The sequence below is a fragment of the Paenibacillus sp. TY11 genome (assembly GCF_059772165.1).
On the sequence record NZ_JCBAIQ010000013.1, the window covers coordinates 66,566 to 86,552 of the forward strand.

The 19,987-nt window shown below is 39.7% G+C and carries 17 protein-coding genes and 2 pseudogenes; 10 read left to right on the plus strand and 9 right to left on the minus strand.

Translation table 11 applies throughout. The features are described from left to right. Positions 1-92: 92 nt before the first annotated feature. Positions 93-1,297 (minus strand): annotated as a pseudogene (locus AC6EJC_RS16220) (IS110 family RNA-guided transposase). Between the two features lie 485 nt (positions 1,298-1,782). Beyond that, entirely contained in the window at positions 1,783-2,904 is a 1,122-nt protein-coding gene (locus tag AC6EJC_RS16225) for an NADH-dependent flavin oxidoreductase (protein ID WP_076295893.1), read from the minus strand. A gap of 169 nt (positions 2,905-3,073) precedes the next feature. On the opposite strand from AC6EJC_RS16225, the gene AC6EJC_RS16230 reads away from it, so the two are divergent. From AC6EJC_RS16230 to AC6EJC_RS16270, 9 genes are all read left to right on the plus strand, one after another. Then, positions 3,074-3,502 (plus strand): MerR family transcriptional regulator, encoded by a 429-nt coding sequence (locus AC6EJC_RS16230; RefSeq protein WP_444954853.1) that lies wholly within the window; start codon positions 3,074-3,076, stop codon positions 3,500-3,502. Between the two features lie 499 nt (positions 3,503-4,001). Further along, the gene (locus AC6EJC_RS16235; protein ID WP_444954854.1) at positions 4,002-4,574 is read left to right on the plus strand and encodes a TetR/AcrR family transcriptional regulator; all 573 of its coding nucleotides are present in this window, start codon (positions 4,002-4,004) and stop codon (positions 4,572-4,574) included. 287 nt (positions 4,575-4,861) lie between these two features. Further along, on the plus strand, positions 4,862-5,620 hold the full coding sequence (locus AC6EJC_RS16240; RefSeq protein WP_444954939.1) for an SDR family NAD(P)-dependent oxidoreductase: 759 nt from the start codon (positions 4,862-4,864) through the stop codon (positions 5,618-5,620). 39 nt (positions 5,621-5,659) lie between these two features. Next, the gene (locus AC6EJC_RS16245; protein WP_444954855.1) at positions 5,660-6,730 is read left to right on the plus strand and encodes an alkene reductase; all 1,071 of its coding nucleotides are present in this window, start codon (positions 5,660-5,662) and stop codon (positions 6,728-6,730) included. A 94-nt stretch (positions 6,731-6,824) separates the two neighbouring features. Further along, positions 6,825-7,823 (plus strand): NADP-dependent oxidoreductase, encoded by a 999-nt coding sequence (locus tag AC6EJC_RS16250; RefSeq protein ID WP_444954940.1) that lies wholly within the window; start codon positions 6,825-6,827, stop codon positions 7,821-7,823. 51 nt (positions 7,824-7,874) lie between these two features. Continuing rightward, positions 7,875-8,453 carry a TetR/AcrR family transcriptional regulator gene (locus tag AC6EJC_RS16255; RefSeq protein ID WP_444954941.1) on the plus strand — a complete coding sequence of 193 codons (579 nt, stop codon included), beginning with the start codon at positions 7,875-7,877 and terminating at the stop codon, positions 8,451-8,453. 96 nt (positions 8,454-8,549) lie between these two features. Then, complete coding sequence (locus AC6EJC_RS16260; protein WP_444954856.1) at positions 8,550-9,332, plus strand: SDR family NAD(P)-dependent oxidoreductase; 783 nt, start codon at positions 8,550-8,552, stop codon at positions 9,330-9,332. Positions 9,333-9,667: 335 nt separating this feature from the next. Then, a complete protein-coding gene (locus AC6EJC_RS16265) occupies positions 9,668-9,985 on the plus strand; it encodes a zinc-binding dehydrogenase (protein ID WP_444954857.1) in 318 nt (105 codons plus the stop codon). A 602-nt stretch (positions 9,986-10,587) separates the two neighbouring features. Further along, positions 10,588-11,463, plus strand: coding sequence for a hypothetical protein (locus AC6EJC_RS16270; protein ID WP_444954858.1), 876 nt, complete (start codon positions 10,588-10,590; stop codon positions 11,461-11,463). Between the two features lie 546 nt (positions 11,464-12,009). On the opposite strand, the gene xerS is transcribed toward AC6EJC_RS16270, so the two are convergent. The 7 genes from xerS to AC6EJC_RS16305 all read right to left on the minus strand — a co-directional run bounded on the left by xerS (position 12,010) and on the right by AC6EJC_RS16305 (position 19,326). Beyond that, positions 12,010-13,080 (minus strand): tyrosine recombinase XerS, encoded by a 1,071-nt coding sequence (gene xerS / locus AC6EJC_RS16275; RefSeq protein WP_190299353.1) that lies wholly within the window; start codon positions 13,078-13,080, stop codon positions 12,010-12,012. 1,080 nt (positions 13,081-14,160) lie between these two features. Then, positions 14,161-14,787 (minus strand): hypothetical protein, encoded by a 627-nt coding sequence (locus AC6EJC_RS16280; RefSeq protein ID WP_444954859.1) that lies wholly within the window; start codon positions 14,785-14,787, stop codon positions 14,161-14,163. Between the two features lie 547 nt (positions 14,788-15,334). Continuing rightward, positions 15,335-15,883 carry a DNA/RNA non-specific endonuclease gene (locus AC6EJC_RS16285; RefSeq protein ID WP_444954860.1) on the minus strand — a complete coding sequence of 183 codons (549 nt, stop codon included), beginning with the start codon at positions 15,881-15,883 and terminating at the stop codon, positions 15,335-15,337. A 45-nt stretch (positions 15,884-15,928) separates the two neighbouring features. Then, entirely contained in the window at positions 15,929-16,981 is a 1,053-nt protein-coding gene (locus AC6EJC_RS16290) for an NAD(P)/FAD-dependent oxidoreductase (RefSeq protein WP_444954861.1), read from the minus strand. Continuing rightward, complete coding sequence (locus tag AC6EJC_RS16295; RefSeq protein WP_444954862.1) at positions 16,968-17,804, minus strand: hypothetical protein; 837 nt, start codon at positions 17,802-17,804, stop codon at positions 16,968-16,970. Before AC6EJC_RS16295 ends, AC6EJC_RS16290 begins: the two co-directional genes overlap by 14 nt. Next, on the minus strand, positions 17,776-18,657 hold the full coding sequence (locus AC6EJC_RS16300) for a hypothetical protein (protein ID WP_444954863.1): 882 nt from the start codon (positions 18,655-18,657) through the stop codon (positions 17,776-17,778). The genes AC6EJC_RS16295 and AC6EJC_RS16300 overlap by 29 nt, the downstream gene beginning before the upstream one ends. A gap of 24 nt (positions 18,658-18,681) precedes the next feature. Continuing rightward, positions 18,682-19,326 (minus strand): hypothetical protein, encoded by a 645-nt coding sequence (locus AC6EJC_RS16305; protein WP_444954864.1) that lies wholly within the window; start codon positions 19,324-19,326, stop codon positions 18,682-18,684. 386 nt (positions 19,327-19,712) lie between these two features. Between AC6EJC_RS16305 and AC6EJC_RS16310 the strand changes: the two are divergent. Then, a pseudogene (locus AC6EJC_RS16310) lies at positions 19,713-19,925 on the plus strand (IS66 family transposase); the annotation flags it as partial. Positions 19,926-19,987: the final 62 nt, after the last annotated feature.

The window sequence follows — 19,987 nt, forward strand, 5'->3', positions numbered from 1 at the left end:
GATTCTAAATCATGTGGTATAGTTAAAATGAGCATGCCAAATAACCCTCCAATTTCCGTTGTGTCTTGGAAGGTTATGCCAATAATAATCTTTTAAATTGGACGAAATTCCTTTTTGTTTTTCAAGATTGCATAGAGCCAATGGACGAGCTTATTTGCACATGCGATTAGAGCTACTTTATGTGGTTTTCCTTCTGCTCTCTTGCGATCATAGAACGCTTTGATTCGCATATTTCGGGAGCGTATAAGCCCACACTGGACAGCCATTACCAGTGCGTAACGCAACTGCCTGGAACCACGTTTCGTGATTCGATTTCGAGTTGCTGTAAATTTACCGGAAGCAAAGACACTCGGGTCAATGCCTGCAAAAGCCACTAACTTTTTAGGATGATCAAATCGGTCGACTTCTCCAATTTCAGATAAAATTGTTGCAGCAATTTTATGCCCAATACCGGGAATCGACTGAATTAATTCATACTCTTCAATTTCTTCAGCCAGAGCATCTATGTTCTGTTCCAGTTCAGCAAGATGCTCTTGGTACTGAAGAATAAGGGTAATAAGAACTTTCAAATTGATTAAGTGGCTTGCATACATGGTTTGCTGAAATGGGTTTTGCTTTGCCGCGTCTAGCAGTCGCTGAACCCGTTGGTTAATCCAGCCCTCTGAACGCCCCCGTTTCGAAGAAAGTAGTTCTTTCATCTTAGCTTTGAGTGTAATTTCATCCGTCTGCAAAACTGAATATGAGGTTGGAAATTTACTTAAAAACCGTAGTGAAATACGGGAATACATAGCTCCAAAGACGCCTTTGCTGGGAAAACCTGATCTAAAACGGCTTGGAATTGCAGCTTCGTCTGTACACACATCTTTGAAAGGGACTCATACTGTCTTGTAAGATAGCGCAGATTGAGAAGTTGCACACCTCTTTTCTTAAAAGGTTCAAACTCTTCCTTGTAGTACAACTCTCCCAATAGGTAAGCGTCCGCAGCATCCGTCTTTACTTTACGAAGTTGAGACTTTCTAAGCCGATTTGAGATGAGCGGATTAATGACAATGTAAATGTAGTGATGTTCTTCTAGGAACTGAACAACGGGACTTTGGTAATGGCCGGTTGCTTCTAGAATAAGTAGAGGACGTAGTCTGGATGCAGTCTCAACATCCTTCAAAACTTGATGTAAATTTGCTAGGCCATCACGAGTGTGCTCGAAGTGGAATGTCCCTCTGAAGGGCTTTTCGCGCGCTAAAAAGGCTTGTCCATGACTTTCTTCTTTTGAAATATCTAGACCGACAACTGGATTCATTTCATCTCTCCCTGTAAGTTTAGATTCCCCGGCATCCCTAAGGTTCTTCTTGTCGCTCCATAGCATCGCTTGTTATACGGGATCTTACGTCCCAACCAGCCTCAATCATGGTCATGACAAGTAGGGCGAACACTATAGCGCTCGGGATCAAGTCCCACGGGCAGGTACGTTCGACCAGGCTACCTTAATCCTCTATGCAAATGAAAAAAGGATCAACCAGAAAGAACTGGTTGATCTCATAATACGAACGGGCAGTTTAACGCAACAATATTCTGGAGCAGTAGCCTTAGATTCAGGTTATTTAACGACCCCGATTTGCAAAGGCCTTCAAGATCGAAACATTCGCAGTATGTGTGTCCGCAACAGTAAGAATTGCCCTACCGAACTACGGATGGACGGAGCACCTTAGAATTAGCAAAAGAAACCCGAAGTCTCATAAAAGACGTGGGTTTCTCGTCAATCTGAGCAGCCTTTAGGACTACTTTTTATTTCCCAATATTAAACCAACCGGGCATTGCTTGAATTACATTCCAAAGTTTTTCTGGAATATTAAGCTGGTTGAGTTTCGAAACGTTCAACTCAGAATCTACCTCGGCTTCACGTCCATTTGCGACCTTTTCAACCCAGTTAGGATCCATAATTAACGCATGCCCAATGGCGACTAGCGGCAATCCTAATTCCGCAGCTTGAAGAGCATCATCCGGTGTTAGTATGGAACCAGCAGCCATCACAGGTATCTTACCGTTTGCTCTTTCAAGAATTAATTCAAGCCGTGTTTTTTCATCTTGACTATCTACTGGCTTTGAAGACACATTATCTAATGAAGCATGAATATAATCTAAATCCTGTTCAACAAGGAAATCAATTAATTCATACGTGTCTTTCATACGTAATCCGTCCACTTTGTGGGATTCTTCAGGGGAAAGCCGGAAACCAATCATAAATGGTTTTGCAGCATGTTTTTCAATGACATTTTTGATTTCGTTAATAATCGCCAATGGAAAACGCAAGCGATTTTCAAGTGATCCTCCCCATTGGTCCGTCCGTTGATTCGTTGCTGGCGACCAGAAGTTTTGAATTAAAAATCCATGTGCCCCATGAATTTCGACGCCATCAAATCCGGCTTCAATCGCTCGTCTTGTTGTATCTCCAAAAGCACGTACAATCGACAAAATCTCCTCATGTGATAGTTCTCTTGTTTCTGGAGTTGAACCTAAATTAGTAATTTCGGGTTGCAATGCACTCGCACTAACTGCATCCAAATCGGGCAAAGCTTTATTGCCAGCATGAAAAATCTGTAGGATCGCTGGAGAGCCTCCACTTTTCGCTGCTTCAGCTAATTTTCGTAAACTTGGAGTAAATTCATCATTGTACCCAGCGAATTCATTCGTAAAACCCTGCCCATTAGGTGTAACATGAGTACACCCTGTAATGACGAGTCCTACTCCATTCACTCTTTGTTTGTAATACTTTACTTCGTCATCCGAAATGGTAAGATCGTCATTGCTTGACCAGGTGGTCATAGGTGCCATAACGATACTATTCTTCATTGTTATTCCACTTCTGAATGTGAAGGATTCAAATAACCTACTGTATTTTTGATTCATTTCCTTAACCTCGCTATCATATTTTATTTTCTGTTTCAGTGTAATTGGTTACTGTTACAGTAGGTCAAGGATTTATTTTTATATGATTACATATAGAATTGTTGTGCTTTCATTCTCTTTATGATATATATTTAGTTACAGTAACTGTAACTAAAGGTGGGACAAGTAGATGTTGTATTCAATGACATACGTAGTGGAGAATTTAAATGTATCTGCAAAGACACTTAGGTTTTATGAAGAGCAGGGGATATTACCAAATATATCTCGTGATGAAAAAGGCCGTAGAGTTTATAACCAACAACAAATAGATTGGATTTCTTTTATTCGTTGTCTCAAAGAGACAGGAATGCCTCTTTCAAAAATCAAGGATTACAAGGAACTTTATGAATTGGGAAATAGCACCTTTTTGCAAAGAGAGGAGATGTTGATACAGCATAAATTGGAACTTCAGAAGAAAATTGACGAAAGTTTTAAACACATGGAAGAAATAAACTATAAACTAGCCATGTATGAACTTCAGAAAGAAGAGGTTATGAAAAACCCTAACTATAACTTTAAATGTCACGGTCACGGCCTGGAGATTAAGACGGTGAATTAATGTAATGTACTTGCGCTAACGGGAAACTTTAGTTAAATAGCCTCAGTCTAAAACCTCTTATTTGAAGCAAACTATCATTAATTTATCTTAAATCTATGCTCAACTACGCGGAGAACGACGGAGAGAACTATATCGCCGATTCTTTTAGCCTGTGTTAGCGGCGGAATCACATTTAAATATCTGCCGCTATTCAACTATTGGGCATGATAGCTTAATAAAATCATGGCTTTACACAAGCTCATTCAGCAAATGAGTAACTGTGTGAAACGCACGCTAAGAAAAGCGATATCCTTTTGAGCTGATATCCTGGATGCGGTCAATGACCTTGGATACTCTGGAAAAAAGGCTGCATGCCTGATTAGCTGCAAACATGCCATATGGCTTTAAAAATTCACGCAGAGTAAAATCAAACGCTAAGTGACTTGATTGTATTCATTTTATTATTTCCAGTTTGCCGAACAATCACTAAAATGTATAATGATTATTCGAGGTGATGACGGTGGCAAGATCCAAAGAGTTCGAAGTTAATGAAGTATTAGATAAAGCAATGCATCTGTTCTGGACACAAGGATATGAGAAAACTTCGATGCAAGACTTGGTTGAGTCTATGGGTATTCATCGAAAAAGTATATATGATACCTTTGGTGATAAGCATGCCTTGTTTATGAAAGCTCTGGAACGATATGAAACGAAGCAGACCAGCAAAATGAAATACCTTATTGAAAAACAAAAATCAACCAAACAAGTAATCCGTGAGATGTTTATGTCGACTGTAAGACACGAAGGAGAACCACTAGGGTGTTTTATCGTAAATTCAGGCGTGGAACTGGGTGTATTGGATTCCGAAGTTTCATCCTTGGTTAGCGAGAGCTATACCCGAACGGAGGAATTCTTGACCAGCCTTATTCTGGAAGGGCAACAAACTGGTGAGATCAAGCTTGATCTTGACCCGGTAGTTATTTCTCATTATTTAATGAATGCGTGGTTAGGGCTGCGTACTTTGGTTAAGACCTCAACAGATCAACAAAAATTAATGAATATTATTGATATGACACTATCTGTTTTAGAATAAAATGGATTACAACAACTCACCTTAATAAGGACTGGCTGTTTTCATGATACAAGTTCTTACCCATCTAATTGAACAAAGAACTTGTATCACTTCAAGAAAGCCAAGAGACGTTGTTCTCAAATTAAAAGAATAGTGATAAAAATAATTCTTTACTGTTCGTTCTAGAAATGATATCATGACAGCAAGTTAGATCTAACAGTTTTTTTTGCACAATAGAGAACGATCGTTCTAAATAAGTTTCATGATCTTATACACATTAATCTGCAGGATATGAAGGAGAGAATATGGTGAAATACACAGTGATTACAGGAGCAAGTTCCGGAATTGGATATGAAACGGCATTGGCATTTGCAGCACGAGGCAAGAACTTGATTTTGGTAGCGAGAAGATTGGATAAATTGGAAGAGCTTAAATCCACTATTCAGGGTATTGATCCTAAAATAAATGTTATCGTTCATACAAGTGACCTGTCTGTTACAGCAGAAGCGTACGCACTGTATAAAGATTTGAAGGAATATCAAATCGAGACTTGGATTAATAATGCTGGGCTCGGAGACAGCTCCTTCATTTCTGATCAGAATTTGGATAAAGTGGAGACTATGTTGCGTGTTAACGTCGAATCCTTGACCATCCTTTCTACATTGTATGTGCGAGATTATGCAGATGTCGAAGGCACTCAATTAATTAACGTATCTTCAGCGCTTGGATATGCAATCGCTGTTGGAAGTGTTGCTTATTCTGCATCGAAATACTACGTTAGTGCCTTCACGGAAGGGCTTGCTAAAGAACTGGAACTGAAAGGTGCAAAACTAAAAGCGAAGATCCTGGCACCAGCGATAACGGAAACGGAATTTGTGAAAAAATCAATAGATACTGAAGATTTTGATTACAAGGCAAATATGCCCAAGTACCATACAGCTAAAGAAATGGCGGGCTTCATGATCGATCTGTATGATCGTAACGAGGTGGTAGTAGGGATTGTAGATCAGAACTATGATTTCCATCTGAGAGGTTCAATCTACCCAATCATTTCAGAATTGAACTAATACATCTGTTAAATATTATTTGAAGAGGAGTGTATTTAATTGAAAAAGGTATGGAGTAAGACGAAAATTGGCAACATGGAATTGTCCCATCGACTAGCGATGGCCCCCATGACACGCAGTCGAGCACAAGAAGATGGTACACCGGGGGAGCAAGCTGCACTTTATTATGCTCAGCGTGCAACCATGGGACTCCTAATTACGGAAGGTACACAACCTTCTGATGATGGACAAGGTTACTTGTGGTCACCTGGCATTTATACCGATAAGCATATTGGAGGATGGAAAAAAGTTACGGATGCCGTGCATGAAGCTGGTGGATATGTATACATCCAATTAATGCATGCAGGTCGCATGTCACATCCAGACAATACCCCACATCATCGTCAACCTGTTGCGCCCTCTGCCATCGCACCTGGTGTGGAAATGTTCACGGCTACTGGGATGCAGGATATCCCCGTTCCGCGGGAATTGAGTAAAGAGGATATTCAAACGACCATCGTCGATTTCCGAAAAGCAGCAGCGGCGGCGATTAAAGCAGGTGCGGATGGCGTCGAAATTCATGGAGCCAATGGATATCTGATTAATCAATTTTTCGGAGAAAATTCGAATACACGTACAGATGAGTATGGAGGATCTATACAAAATCGTGTTCGCTTTGCTATCGAGGTCACAAAAGCCATCGTCGAAGAAATTGGAGCAGAACGAACAGGCTTCCGTATTTCACCAGGGACACCTCTTGGTGGAATCCAGGATGGTGAACAAGGTCCTGAACTTTATCGTTATCTTGTAAAGGAATTAGCTGATTTGGATCTAGCTTACCTTCACGTCATGCATCTTGGTAATGAACCGCTACTCCAAGACATTCGCGAAATCTGGCAGAATCCATTGTTGGTCAATCGGGCTGGAAGAGCTCTGGAGGATCTCACTGTGGATATAGATCAAGGTCTCGCTGATGTGGTACCTGTAGGGGTATGGTCTTTAGCCAATCCGGATTTAGTTGAACGACTTCAAAAAGGGGCGCCACTAAATGAAGCAGATCCCACAACATTCTTTGGTTTGGGGAGCAAAGGTTATACAGATTATCCAACGTTGAAAGAACAAAAGTTGTAAAAGGAGCTACACTAGTATAAAGCATGAAACGTGGCGTACAACTGAACATTGTACGCCATGTTCATAGTCTATTAGCAAAGGAAGAAGATGAATGATGAGAGCAGCCCAAATACAGAAATACTCCAAAGAAATCCAAGTGGAAATAAATAATGTCGATATACCACAGATCCATAGTCGTGAGGTCCTTGTCAAAGTAAAAGCAGCGGGTGTAAATCCACTGGATATTATGAATATGAACGGCAGCGTTCGGATGATTGCCGACTATAAGTTACCTTTAACTTTAGGGAATGAGCTATCTGGTGTGATTGAAGCAGTCGGTGATGATGTTTTGAATTTTAAAGTGGGGGATTCTGTTTATACAAGGTTGCCGCTGAATAAAATTGGTGCTTTTGCTGAATATGCGGCTGTGCATGAAGATGCTTTATCCATGATGCCTGAGAATCTATCTTTTATTGAAGCTGCTGCGGTACCCCTTACTGCATTGACTGCGTATCAAGCATTGCATGATGTACTTGGAGTCGAGCCGAATAAAAAGCTGTTCATTCCTGGAGGAACCGGAGGATTCGGTGCGATGGCCATTCCCATTGCCAAGTCCATGGGATTAACGGTTATTACAAGTGGTAGCGAGAGAGGCCGATCACGTACACTGTCGATCGGAGCAGATCAGTTCATCAATTATAAGACAGAGAATTATCCGGACATCCTGTCCGATATCGATTATGTCATCGACACCTTAGGTGCCGATGAGATCAAAGCTGAACTGAGCATTTTGAAACCACATGGAAAATTAGTTTCTCTGAAAGCGGGACCCAATTATCGTTTTGCAGTGGACAGTAAACTTCCGATGTGGAAAAGAGCATTGTTTGGTCTCGTGGGTGCTCGCCTGGATTCCTTAGCGCGTAAGAATCAAAAAGAATATCGTTTTTTATTTGTGCATTCCAGCGGAAGTCAATTGCAAGAAATCACAATCCTTGTAGAAAAAGAAGGTATCAAGCCCTCAATTGATTCAACGTATAAATTTGATGACATTGAAAGTGCATTGATTAAAGTGTCGGCGGGTCATTCCCAGGGCAAAGTCATTGTTACCTTATAAATACAATTAAGGTATTTTTTATGATAATTTGTCTGAACAGGAGGGACCCAAATAGTGAGAAGCAAAGAATTTGAGGAGTCTGTTGTGCTAGAAAAAGCGATGAGACTTTTTTGGAAACAAGGATACGAGAAAACGTCCATGGCCGATCTGGTTGAGCATATGGGAATTCACCGTAGAAGCTTGTATGACACATTTGGCGACAAATATACGCTCTTTCTAAAGTCAGTAGATCTTTATAATCAAAAAATTAGTACCACTCTTGCAGCAGGGGTAAAGCGCTCCAAAACAGCAACGGAAGCACTTCAGTGTATTGTTGGCTTTTTGATTCATGGAGAAGAGAATCCGGGTTCAGGCTGCTTAATCGTGAATTCAACGGTGGAATTAGCGGCGCTTGATGACGACATCAATACCCGATCATTGGAGATGTTTGCGAATACGGAGAAACTATTTGAGGACATTATTTTGTGGGGACAGCAAAGAGGTGAATTCACAACCGAGTATAGCGCTGAGGCATTGGCAGAGTATCTGCATAATGTAGGGGTTGGGCTGAGGGTGATAGCCAAGACTTCGATTTCCAAAGAGAAACTTCTTCGTATAACGAATCTATCCATGCAGCTTATACTAATATAACCGTTTAGCTTGAACTTTCTAGAATAATCATTCTAATAATGTTATAACATCATTCCAGATGGATAAAATTTCACCAAAAGGAGAGGCAGGCACCAAATGAGAAAAACAGTTTTAATCACAGGGGCATCGGGCGGGATTGGTAAAGAGTTAGCAGATCGATTTGCCAAAGGTGGATATAATATTGTGCTGGTAGCTCGTAGCGAGGGTAAAATATTGGATCTTGCACAGGAGTATCAGAAAAAATATGGCATTCAGGCGACGGTTATTGCCAAGGATGTAGCGGCAACTGGGGTACCACAGGAGATTTTCAACGAGCTTAAGGAAAAGGGAATTATTATTGACTACCTTGTCAACAATGCGGGTTTCGGTCTGTTTGGGACATTTATGGAGACGGATATAGAACAAGAAATCAATATGATTGACGTAAATATCAAGGCTTTAACCGTTATGACGAAACTGTTTTTGCCAGATATGATCAAGCGTGGACAAGGAGGAGTGATGAATGTGGCCTCGTTGGTGGGCTTTTTTCCTGGGCCGATGATGTCGGTTTATTATGCGACAAAGGCATACGTACTTTCGTTCACGGAGGCTCTGGAGAACGAAGTAAATGATACTGGCGTTACGGTGACGGCACTGTGCCCAGGTTTGACATCCACCGGATTTGTTGATCGCTCGGGTATGGGCGTCTCGAAGATGTTGCAGGGGCCGATAATGGAAGCCGGACAAGTGGCGGAAGAAGGATATCAAGGCTTCTTGGGTGGCAAGACGTTAATTATACCAGGTGCTCGAAACCGATTCATCGCCTTTATGCCACGGCTATTGTCTCGCAAAATAATGACTCGCATGATTAGATCCTCACAGGACAAAACAGGATATTAATCGAATTGAGAAAGATAAATACTTAAAAGAGTGAATCGCTATCGAATTTTTGTTGGAACAAGTAACAACATATAAAAAGGACCTGGCCATTTGATCTTTTCTGATTCCCCTCAAGCAACCGTTTCATGGAATGAGGAAAAAAGATAGTTGTTTTGCAATGGAAGAGCTATACACAAGGTGAAATATAACGTATACCACTAAATAAAAAGGTCGTCTGCTGGCCGTTAATTCACCAGATGAACGAGAAAGGGTTACACAAGATTGGTAATAGAGATCACTCGCAAGCAGGACTCAAGTATTCCCAGAGGTTGTTCCCCATAAAGTGATAACGTACCTTGTCCCAAAGACTGGGGGCAGATAAGTTTATCGACTACACAACGGAACAATACACAGTTGTACTGAAAAACTATGACTACGTTATTGATACTCGAGGAGCCGGCGAATTTAGTAAACAATTGAAGATACTCAAGTCAGGTGGTAAATTAGTGTCATTAAACGCAGGTCCTAATGTCCGTTTTGCGAGTCAAATCCCCGAATTGTCTACTTCAAAGAAAATCCTCTTTAGTATATTGGGAACACCTTTTGATGGTACCGCTAAGTGTCAAAAGAAAAGTTATGACTTTATATACGGCAACCGAATGGTATGCAGTTAGTTGCTTTCACCCAGTTTCATGAAAAAAAGAATGTAAAACCAGTAATTGATTTGATATCCCTTTGACCAAGTGAATGCTGCGATTGCTAAGATTGCGACTGAGCATAGCCAGGATAATGTCATTTTAATAGTAGACATTGGAGATAAGCAAAGAGAATTGTTACAGTTAAATGGTTTCCATACCGAAAAGCTTCATCAAACAATGGATTTTAACTTACAAGAACACAATTTTAAGAATATTCAGTCGTTAATAGCACCATTTTCTGAACTATATAGTTCGTGGGAGCATTGGTTTCATCGTGAATTGCATTGGTGTTCGAAGTGTATGGAGGGGGGTATCATTCTTGGCTGCATCAGTTTAAACTTCTGGATGAATGCGCATTTCATGATCTCAAATTGAATAATGCTTGTCCTACCTGCAGGTCAACAATACCTTTCTTGTTGTCGAATAGACAGTTAGAACATGCTTTTCAGTGCAAGTGTGGATATGCTTTTGCTACTTTTCATATGTCCAGTTGGAACGAATGGAGAGCGCCTGATCAAATGAATCCTGCTGTCCTTCGTTGGCTTCAGGCAAACCAGGCAAACATGAAGACATCAATTATGAATTCCAAATGGATCATTCATGCACAACATTGCAATTTAAAGCGTTTAGTTACGGATGAACCCGAAGAGATAAAAGTATTTAATTCAGAAGAATCCGCGCACAGACAGGATTATTTCTCTAACCGTTTCCAAAAAGATTTACTGCAAGTTACTTCTAATGCTGTTCAACAAGTTGTAGACCGATTATTTCAGAGTTCACTTAAGTCTCATCAACATTGCATAACTCAATTGATGGAGCTTAGAAAATCGAATGAAACGATTGAATTCCCTGAAATTTGTCCCTATGCATATGCTTATGTTTTTTGGAGAAAATCTCTTTTAAAGGAGGAGCATTTCTACGGCTTTAATTCTTTAAGAACAAGCTTGATTTCTGATGTAGCACCACTTCTAATCAGGGAGCTTCTGGAGTATTTCTCTGATCAGGTCGTCAATTATCAAATGAAAATCCGTAGAAGTATTGATATGGGGGGGCTTTCCTGGATTCTTGAAAAACTGGTCTTACAGTTCAGTGAGAATTTCTTCTGTGCCTGGATGGAGACCGCAGGGAAGAGAAGTAAAGAAATTAGCGTACCTTCTTGGAATGAAATTGAGAATATGAGGGATCGCTCGTTTCCAGATGTCGCTTTCAAATACAACTTTCATGAGAGCAGCTCATCTAGCAGCATTGAATATTATCATTTGCAAAACCGAGAACCGTTGTTGACTAACAAATGCAATTGTCCGAATCAACATGAAACCGCTAAACAAGATATTCAATCAATGATATCGTATACACCACAAAAAGTTGCGATGCTGAACATGAGTAATCCAAGTAATGAACATAAGATCCTCCAAAAAACAGTCGAGACATATGTAAAAAAATTGAGTTTTTGAAGCCGTTAATCTGAAAAGATTGCCGGTTTTTTGTATTTAACCCGGACCGGATAAATTGAGAATGAAAAGAGGGACGTAAACGGCAATAGGTAGAAGTTCTTGTCCTTTAACGGTACAAGTTCTTGTCCACCGTCACGAGTAGTTTGCAGGAGGGATAGATTAATTGAATTCATACATATGTACAAAATACGGGTTTTGTGAATATGTATGAAAGAAATCGCTTTACAATCCTTAATTGTCCAGTGTCGTGTCCAGTGACAACAAGTTTACTCCTTTATTGACAACAAGTTTGCCGTATTAGAGATTATGACAACAAGTTTATCCCTTTTCCTATATGACTTTTGTTGGAACAAGCAAAAAAATATTTTTGAACTCCATATTTCTGGTATCATCCTTCTTGAAAGGTATAAACTTGTTGTCACTTTCCTCGTGAGGGGTAAACTTGTTGTCATTCTCCTCGGAAGGTATAAACTTGTTGTCACATCTCCAAAAAAATTATTATTATAAGTAGCTATAAATTACTTTTGTTTTCTATCAAGGTTTACATCACTTATCCATATTGTTAACTGCTTTCCTCATTTCTTCATCTGTTAAATGTGTATAGATCATTGTTGTTTGTATTGAGGAATGTCCTAATTGGTTTTTCAACCTAGGAACATCATTGTTCTCTAAGTGATAACGCGTTGCAAATGAATGTCTCAGAGAATGCACGGTTAAAGCCGGTTTTCCAAAAGCTGAAGCATACTTTTCAATCAGTTTTTCAATGGACCTCTGCGTTAAGCGTCGGCTTTTTCCCTTGCGACCAACAGGAGCTGCAATAAACAAAAAGCTTTCGTTTTTTTCTGGGATATATCTGGATTCTCTAATCTGCAGATAATTTTCTAAATCTAGTAACGCTTGCTTGCTGAAATATACATATTGCTCTTTATTACCTTTTCGTATAACACGAACTAAAGCTTTATTCATATCCAGATCCTCGACGTTAATGCCTGCAACCTCAGATAGTCTAAGGCCTGATCCTAAAATGAGGGAAACAATAGCTGTATCTCGTTCACGGTTAAATTGATGGAAATTGTAAATACGTTTATTTTCTTTATTCATTTCTCCGAAATCATAAGCTATAAACTGCCTAAATGACTCAAAATCGTCCTCCCTAAGAATTTTCCCATCAATACGATTGGCAATGGTTTCTTGGCTTTCTTTAACCACATTTAAATCCATTTTGGCCATAACATTGCGCTGGATATATGGCTTTAAGTCACTTGTTTCAGCTTTGTTCTGTAAGTAATCAAATAAGGATTTTAGCGAGGACAATTTACGGTTAATGGTTAGCTTGGTATTGCCAAGTTGATACTCCAAAAAAGATAGGAAATTTTCCACTTCACGAATCGTTAGTTTCTCCAAAGCAGCTAAATTAATGTTTTTACGGCTTTCTTCATTAAAGTTTTCTGCAACTAACCAATCAAAAAAAATAATATAGTCATGGCAATAGTTCAGAAGCGTTGTGGGAGAAAGTTTTCGTTTTCTGCTATCAATAAATTCCGTAACAAACCACGGAAGATCAGACAATTTTTCATCGATTCGATTCATGTAATGCATTTTCATTTGTTTATCCATATATGTATAACCTCCATAAATTATTATACTTCAGCTATAAATATTCGTCAAAATCATATTTTACGTAATTAAATCAGTGTAACCTACTTGCTACTCCAAGGCTCCCAACCAACGGCGGGAATAGTGCGCAATCCGCTTAGCTGTATGCAAGTACTTTTCCTTTCCCATATGCTGATAACTCATCATGAAGCCATACAACCCCTACGCCTGACGCGTGTCCAAGAAGAGCTATTTTCATCCCCTTGTCCCCTGTGAGTCTGAACTATACTACCGAGGAAGGGATCAAATTCAACAATGTGATGGACTGAGCCATCCGGTCTTACGAAAGTTTTCATGACGGTATCTGCATGCCGTTCCGCAATTTGCTTGAAACATGGATCACCCGTTTCCTCTGATGCTCAATATAGTAAAGGAATGTTAAACATGCAGTCGATGATCGTCCAGCCGGGTGTATCTTCTTTTGAGATATCATTCATTGGTTTTTTCCTTGTGGATGACCGCCTTAAGGTAGCAGCACACCCAACCCTCAACGACTTTCAATGGGATCATGTTCTTGTCCCTCGGTGAAGTAATTGCATCTGTATTGAGACAACTGTCTAATCGGATATGACACAATGCACTTATCCTCAGCTCGGGACAAGAACTTGTATCGAAATTTAGAATGGTTTTCGTATGCAAAAGAACAATTAGCAAATGATTTAACTTCTTTCCCAGAGTGGTAGGGAACTTTATGTCACTAAAAATTGACACAAAGTTCCCTACCAAAAATTAAAACCCCCCTCGTTTTATAAGGGGTTACTTGGTTGGCAACTTTATGTCATTCTACATTTATCATCTTTATTTGTCGGACGACAAAGAACTTATACCGTTAAAGGACAAGAACTTGTACCGATTTCCGTACCCTTTCTGCTTTGGATGTTTAAAGCATCAAAAAAACCGTAGATCATTTTCAGATTAACGGTCTCAAAAATTCAACTTTTTTGCATATTCCTCGACTGTTTTTTGAAGCATCTTATGCTCATTACTTGGATCACTCATGATTAGCATTGTAGTTTTTTGTGGTGTTTATGATACCATCGATTAAATATCATGTTTAGCACCTTCATGCTGATAGGGGCAATCACATTTGTTTAGCAACAGCTCTTTGCTTTTCATATGGTAATATTCAATGCTGCTTGATGAACTGCTCTCATTAAAGTTGTATTTAAAAGCTACATTCGGGAAAAACTGATCTCTCATATCCTCAATTTCGCTCCAAGAAGGTACGCTGATTTCCTTACTTTTCTTCCCTGCGATCGCCAACCAAGCACAAAAGAAATTCTTACAGAACTGCATGACCAGTTTTTCAAGAATCCAAGAAAGAACCTTCACATCAAGACTACTATGGATTTTCATTTGATATCTGGCAATCTGGTCAACGAAATACTCCAGGATGTCTCTGATTATTAGTAGTGCCGTATCAGAAATCAAGTTAGTTCTTAAAGAATTGAAGCCATAGAAATGTTCCCCCTTTAAGAGAGATTTTTTCCAAAAGACATAAGTGTATGCATAGGGGCAAATTTCAGGGAATGCAGCCGTTTTATCAGATTTTCTAAGTCCCATTAATTGAGAAATGCAATGTTGATGGTGCTGAAGTGAATCCTGGAATAGTTGCTCTACAACTTGCTGAAATGCATTAGAACAAACTTGTTGTAAATCTTTTGACAACGGTTAGAGAAATATTCAAGTCTGTGTACGAGTTCTACTGAAATAAAATGTTTAATTTCCTCAGGGTCAGTATTTATTAATAGCTTCAGGTTACAATGTTGTGCATGAATTATCCATTTGGAATGCATGATTGTATTTTTTTTATTTATTAAAAGCTACTCCTTCAAAACATCATAGCCCACCACAGTTCGTGAGTCCATCCTAATATTCCTAAATTATACTTCATTTATTAGAAACTGATAAATATATCAATCACTTTTACTTTTTCTTCAGTTTGCTTAGGTCATTTAGTTTCTGAATGCTTAATTGATTAATGTCATCTTTTTTCTTCATGTATTGTTTTTGAATTGAATGAGAGAACCAATGTAGTTTCGTATTACAGTTGTTTTTATTGATTACGTTCATCTGTTAACAAAGAACCTTGGAGCTCATTCCCAAGGTTTCTGAATAATTTACTATAAGTTCTAAAAACCCGTATAACGGATAATAAGGTATTATGTTACTTAATGAGGTTTTAAGTCCATGCGCTCATTGTTTAGAAATACATCTAATCGGCAATCGGACTATGTTCTTGTCCTTGGCTTAGGACAAGAACTTGTACCGAAATAGAAAGCTTTTTGTCTTTACTCTCTGTTCTTTCAATTATCCACTTCTCAATGTCCCCCCATTTTGTAGCGTGGAATTTCTTATGTTGGGGCACGATATTCGCAAAGCAAAAGGAATCACAATCTGCATCATTTCCCTCCGCGTCTTCTCCCCAGCCTACATCGTCTCTACTAACTAGATGACCTCGATCCCTTAAATCTGCTTGGCCTCCGGCATATAGCCAGTCTCCCACTTGATTTTCCTCACCGATTCGGTCATCAAGATGCCAGTCATTACATCTGTCAATTCGCAGATCTTGTTCTAAATCCGTATTGTTTGCTCCGAAAATTGCAAATTTCCTGTCTTTATTCATGACGATTGAAAAATGAGTAAAAGGAAACACCTTACCTCCTTCTACTGCTGACTTACCAATATCATCCCTAAGCTGAGAAAAAGGAATGTGGTATTTCTCCCCCAGAAAATTTACATTAAACCCGTCATTTAATCCCATCGTGTACACCTCTTTCTTAACATCAAGAAAAGTTTTATTGTCGTTTTATACAGAAGTACCAGATTCCGACCATCCTGAAAGATTAGTCGGTAATAGCGCATAGAGCTCCTTTAATTTTTTCACATCATGTTGAAACCACTTTCTTATCCACTTACAGTACTCCTCAGTCCCATTATGCTCTTTACAACCAACCGTCTTTACTTTGGCAATCAAATGACCCACCATCATACCTGACATAATTGCTTTTAAGACCCCGTGTGATGAGGCAGGATCCAGCACAGCAGCAGCATCACCAACTAAAAAGTAGCCTGGACCAGCAGGCTGTCGAATAGCTCTCCATGTCATATCTGCACCGAAAGTTCTACCTACTGAGCTTAATTCTTGATATTCTTTTGGAAGCCATCCATTTTCAAGTGGCATATTATTGAAACATAGACGTGTCCACTGGTATAAGCCTACTCCGATTTTCGCGGTCCACGTCCATCCTTCATGATCGGCAACAATAGCAGGTTCATCATCATGGAGATGGCATTCTCCTTGCACATACCCATATTGTGCAATAAGTTGAGGTGAGTACGTATCCATTGGTAAATGCATTTTTTTTGCTAACCAGTGCTGACGACCTGTACCATCAATTAGAAATGAGGACATCAATTGACCTCCTGCTGTAACGACGCCTACCACACGATTATTTTGTATAACCGGTCTCAGCGCACGATTCCGAAGATAAACCTTTACTCCCAAAGACATGGCACGCTCGAGCAAAATGGAATCAAATTCAGAACGTCGCGCTTGATATCCATACCAAATGCCTGTTTCATCACCACCAAAAGGGACGAATTGACGATCTTTCTCCCATTTTATCCAATGTCCTTTATGACGTAAAAAGCCTGCTTGGTGAACAATTTGTGCAACACCTAATTGATACAATAGAGGCTCAATACCTGGATGTAGTGTCTCTCCTGGAGTTTGTCTTGGGAAAGACTTCCCATCGATCATTGCAACTTTAAGTCCCTTACTTGCACAAGTAATGGCAGTTGCTGCCCCAGCTGGTCCACAACCAACAATAATGACATCGTACTTTTTATTCATTCCCATTTTTATATGTCCACACTTCATCTTCACCAGTTACGTAACGAAGTAAAGTATTCTCTCCACTCACAAATAAGATGACTCTTTCTTTAATTGTAAATCGAATCTTTTTACTATTACTTTGCGGAATAACATTTCCTGACCTATATACATCAAATCGATAAATGTTACTAGTAAATTCAGTTCTTGTTTGCAACTGGGCTCTTTTCAGCTCCTCATTATCTCCTGCAACTGTTTGAAAAGATAAAACTCTCCATTCGCTTTTTTGTCTAGTCAAGCTATTTTCAGGGTTAGAGCTTGGAGCCAATCCTAACGCTTTATAAACATAAGCCATCGTTAAAAGCCTTTGCTTATACTCCGTAACATCTATTTTCCCGGTAAGTGACAAAGTGAATTTATTGTTCAAAGCATTTTCAACATAGTCTGCATGAGATAAGCGAGTGTATTCAACTTCACCTTTGGTTTGATCTAAGATTGGACCTGGGACACCATCCCAAGGTACCCCGCCCACAATGCCAAGCTCCTCATCGGTTAACGGGCATACCGTAGGAAATCTTGTTTCGAACGTTCTTGCGGCATCCGGTGCAACTGCAGGCCAAAAAGTACTCAAGGCTGCACACAGCTTGGCATCTTCAGGGAATGGGCTTCCTAAACCATATCCAGCAATAAATTCTTGGCCCTCTATGCTGCGATCGTAGCTTACATCCCAACCCGGTGCGAAAACACCAGAAGCCGCATCCGGCAAATAGGAATGCCTTGATGTAAAAGGAACACGTAGCGTTGTCTCATCTGGTATTTTTTCATACAATGTTGTTACGATTGCCGTCATCGTTTAGTCTAAAAACTGATGTCCCTTCATTAGTTAGTTTAATATTTACAGGGTATCTTATATCAGATAACGTGTAAGGCAAGTCATCTTTGTTTTCCCAAACATAAAGTTTTATTGTTTCATTCACTTCCTTCTCATACCATTCCATTAACTCTCTCTGGTCACAGTTCGGGAAAAAGTCTGGGGCTGTTACCATAGAATAGGCAGGGTAATATTGTATATCCGTTATTTCTGGACAGACTGCTTCTATCCATCCATCCCCTGTATAGTCTTTATAATGAATGGCCTGATAGCCTCCTCTCCTTACCTTTTTAATCATCTCTTCCGCTGTCATATTGTTGAGGTTCCTTTGGCTTCCATTGTCTAAGAGTTCATGGCGCACATGTACATATTCAGGCACTGGTCTTCCAAATACCTGCTGCTCTTTATAGAAACGAAATTGTAAACTTGAGGAAAAGGGCCGAATATCTAAACCTGAAATAGTCCCTTCCTCTAAATCACTGCTTTCAGGAACAGTGAAGGTCAGTAACTTATTGTTGTATTTTGCTTTTTCAATAAGTGCTGGATGTACATCAGGGACAAGCACGTGAGGTCCAAAATCAGAATTACCGGACCATTCAGCTATTCCCTCAGTGAAATAAAACGGTGACTCATGAATATCTGGTTCTTTCCAGCCGGTATCATAAGTTCTTTCACCCACATATTCTTTATCATTTAAAACCTGATGTATACGACGAATTTTCTCATTAACAAGAGATGCCTTAAGCTCTAAAGTTAACTTCAATGCATTATTCTGATCGTCTTTTAAACATTCCGAACCGTTAAAAATCTTATGAATAGGTACCCAAAACATTCTGTCTTTATCATCTTCTGCAACCTATGCGATACTCATTGGTCCAAAATTCCCTGAATCACCTTTTTTTTGGACTGCTAAGTAAGCTGAATACCGCGCGGGTAGGACTCGAAATGCAAAATCATCCCTTTCGAAAAAGGGAAGAAAACCTCGGCTTACGGGATTGTAAAGGGGTTCCTTCGTTCCAACTCGTGCTACCCCAGTACGTGAGAAACAAAGATCAGCATGTTTTCGATGAACCGTTTCTGGTGAAGGGCGATATTCCGTCGAGAACACTACAATCGCTAGATCTCCACCTGCACGCTTGCGGAGTTCTGATAAGCAGGGTGGTTTGATACCATAAACATAATTCTCAATGATATCGAGCTCAGCCAACGTTGGATATACAGACAGTGGTAAACCATTAAGCCCCAGATTGACATTCGGTGAGGCTAAGGCGTGATAAAGCAAGCTTCTAGCTGGATATCCAGGTTCAATACCTCGTTTTCCTTCCATTGAGAAATCTTCAAAACCTTTTACGGTACGATTAATCTTTAATTCTTTACTCAGCTCTCCCTGCAAATCTGCTGCTGTAATATCTACTTCATGTATCAGAAGTAAATCTCTCCACCCGTGCGGAGCAAGCCGTTTACATATTTGTTCGACTTGTTGTATTAATAAATCCATCATATACATCCTTTCATTGTTTGTATGACATACATTTAATATGAGCGTAATTCGACAAAAGATTCTCTTTTTGTCCTATCTAAAACAATTTAATCCAATACCAACACTTGGATCTTATGTGCTAAAAAAAGTAGAATAAAGTTGATTTGGCTATTCCTTTTGCCTTTCCATTAACGAAATAAGATATACGCCCATCTAACGGATAAAACTATGTCAGAAGCCATCAATAAGGGGATAGGGAAAGAACATTTAAATCGGAACATGTTCACTCCTGCATAGGAGAGAGAGAACTAGTACTGATAAACAAAAAAGCCGCTAAAATAGCGACTTCAATGGGACCTTGCCCACCTCCGAAGCCCGAGTTGGAACGGCCGACAGCAAGGGCTCACGTTCTCAATCAGTTGTTCGCGGTGGAGCGAGAGCTGAAGGAGGCAACGCAGGAAGAACGAGAGAACGTCCGAAAGGAGCGTAGTTTCCTGATTCTGGATGCTTTTTCGACATGGCTGCGTCAGCAAAAATCTCGCGTCTTGCCAAAGAGTGCACTGGGCCAAGCAATCACGTATTGCCTGAACCAATGGGAGAAGTTGACCGCTTTCCTGAAGATCGTTTATCTCTTGCATCTTTGTGAATCATAATATTATAGAAAAAAATCCAGTCATTAAAG

What these genes read in the sequence shown, in the direction of transcription:
- AC6EJC_RS16225 (WP_076295893.1), bottom strand. Translation starts at nt 2,904, where the DNA reads ATGAATCAAAAATACAGTAGGTTATTTGAATCCTTCACATTCAGAAGT.
- AC6EJC_RS16230 (WP_444954853.1), top strand. Translation starts at nt 3,074, where the DNA reads ATGTTGTATTCAATGACATACGTAGTGGAGAATTTAAATGTATCTGCA.
- AC6EJC_RS16250 (WP_444954940.1), top strand. Translation starts at nt 6,825, where the DNA reads ATGAGAGCAGCCCAAATACAGAAATACTCCAAAGAAATCCAAGTGGAA.
- AC6EJC_RS16260 (WP_444954856.1), top strand. Translation starts at nt 8,550, where the DNA reads ATGAGAAAAACAGTTTTAATCACAGGGGCATCGGGCGGGATTGGTAAA.
- AC6EJC_RS16270 (WP_444954858.1), top strand. Translation starts at nt 10,588, where the DNA reads ATGAATTCCAAATGGATCATTCATGCACAACATTGCAATTTAAAGCGT.
- xerS (WP_190299353.1), bottom strand. Translation starts at nt 13,080, where the DNA reads ATGGATAAACAAATGAAAATGCATTACATGAATCGAATCGATGAAAAA.
- AC6EJC_RS16285 (WP_444954860.1), bottom strand. Translation starts at nt 15,883, where the DNA reads ATGGGATTAAATGACGGGTTTAATGTAAATTTTCTGGGGGAGAAATAC.
- AC6EJC_RS16290 (WP_444954861.1), bottom strand. Translation starts at nt 16,981, where the DNA reads ATGGGAATGAATAAAAAGTACGATGTCATTATTGTTGGTTGTGGACCA.
- AC6EJC_RS16295 (WP_444954862.1), bottom strand. Translation starts at nt 17,804, where the DNA reads ATGACGGCAATCGTAACAACATTGTATGAAAAAATACCAGATGAGACA.
- AC6EJC_RS16300 (WP_444954863.1), bottom strand. Translation starts at nt 18,657, where the DNA reads ATGTTTTGGGTACCTATTCATAAGATTTTTAACGGTTCGGAATGTTTA.
- AC6EJC_RS16305 (WP_444954864.1), bottom strand. Translation starts at nt 19,326, where the DNA reads ATGATGGATTTATTAATACAACAAGTCGAACAAATATGTAAACGGCTT.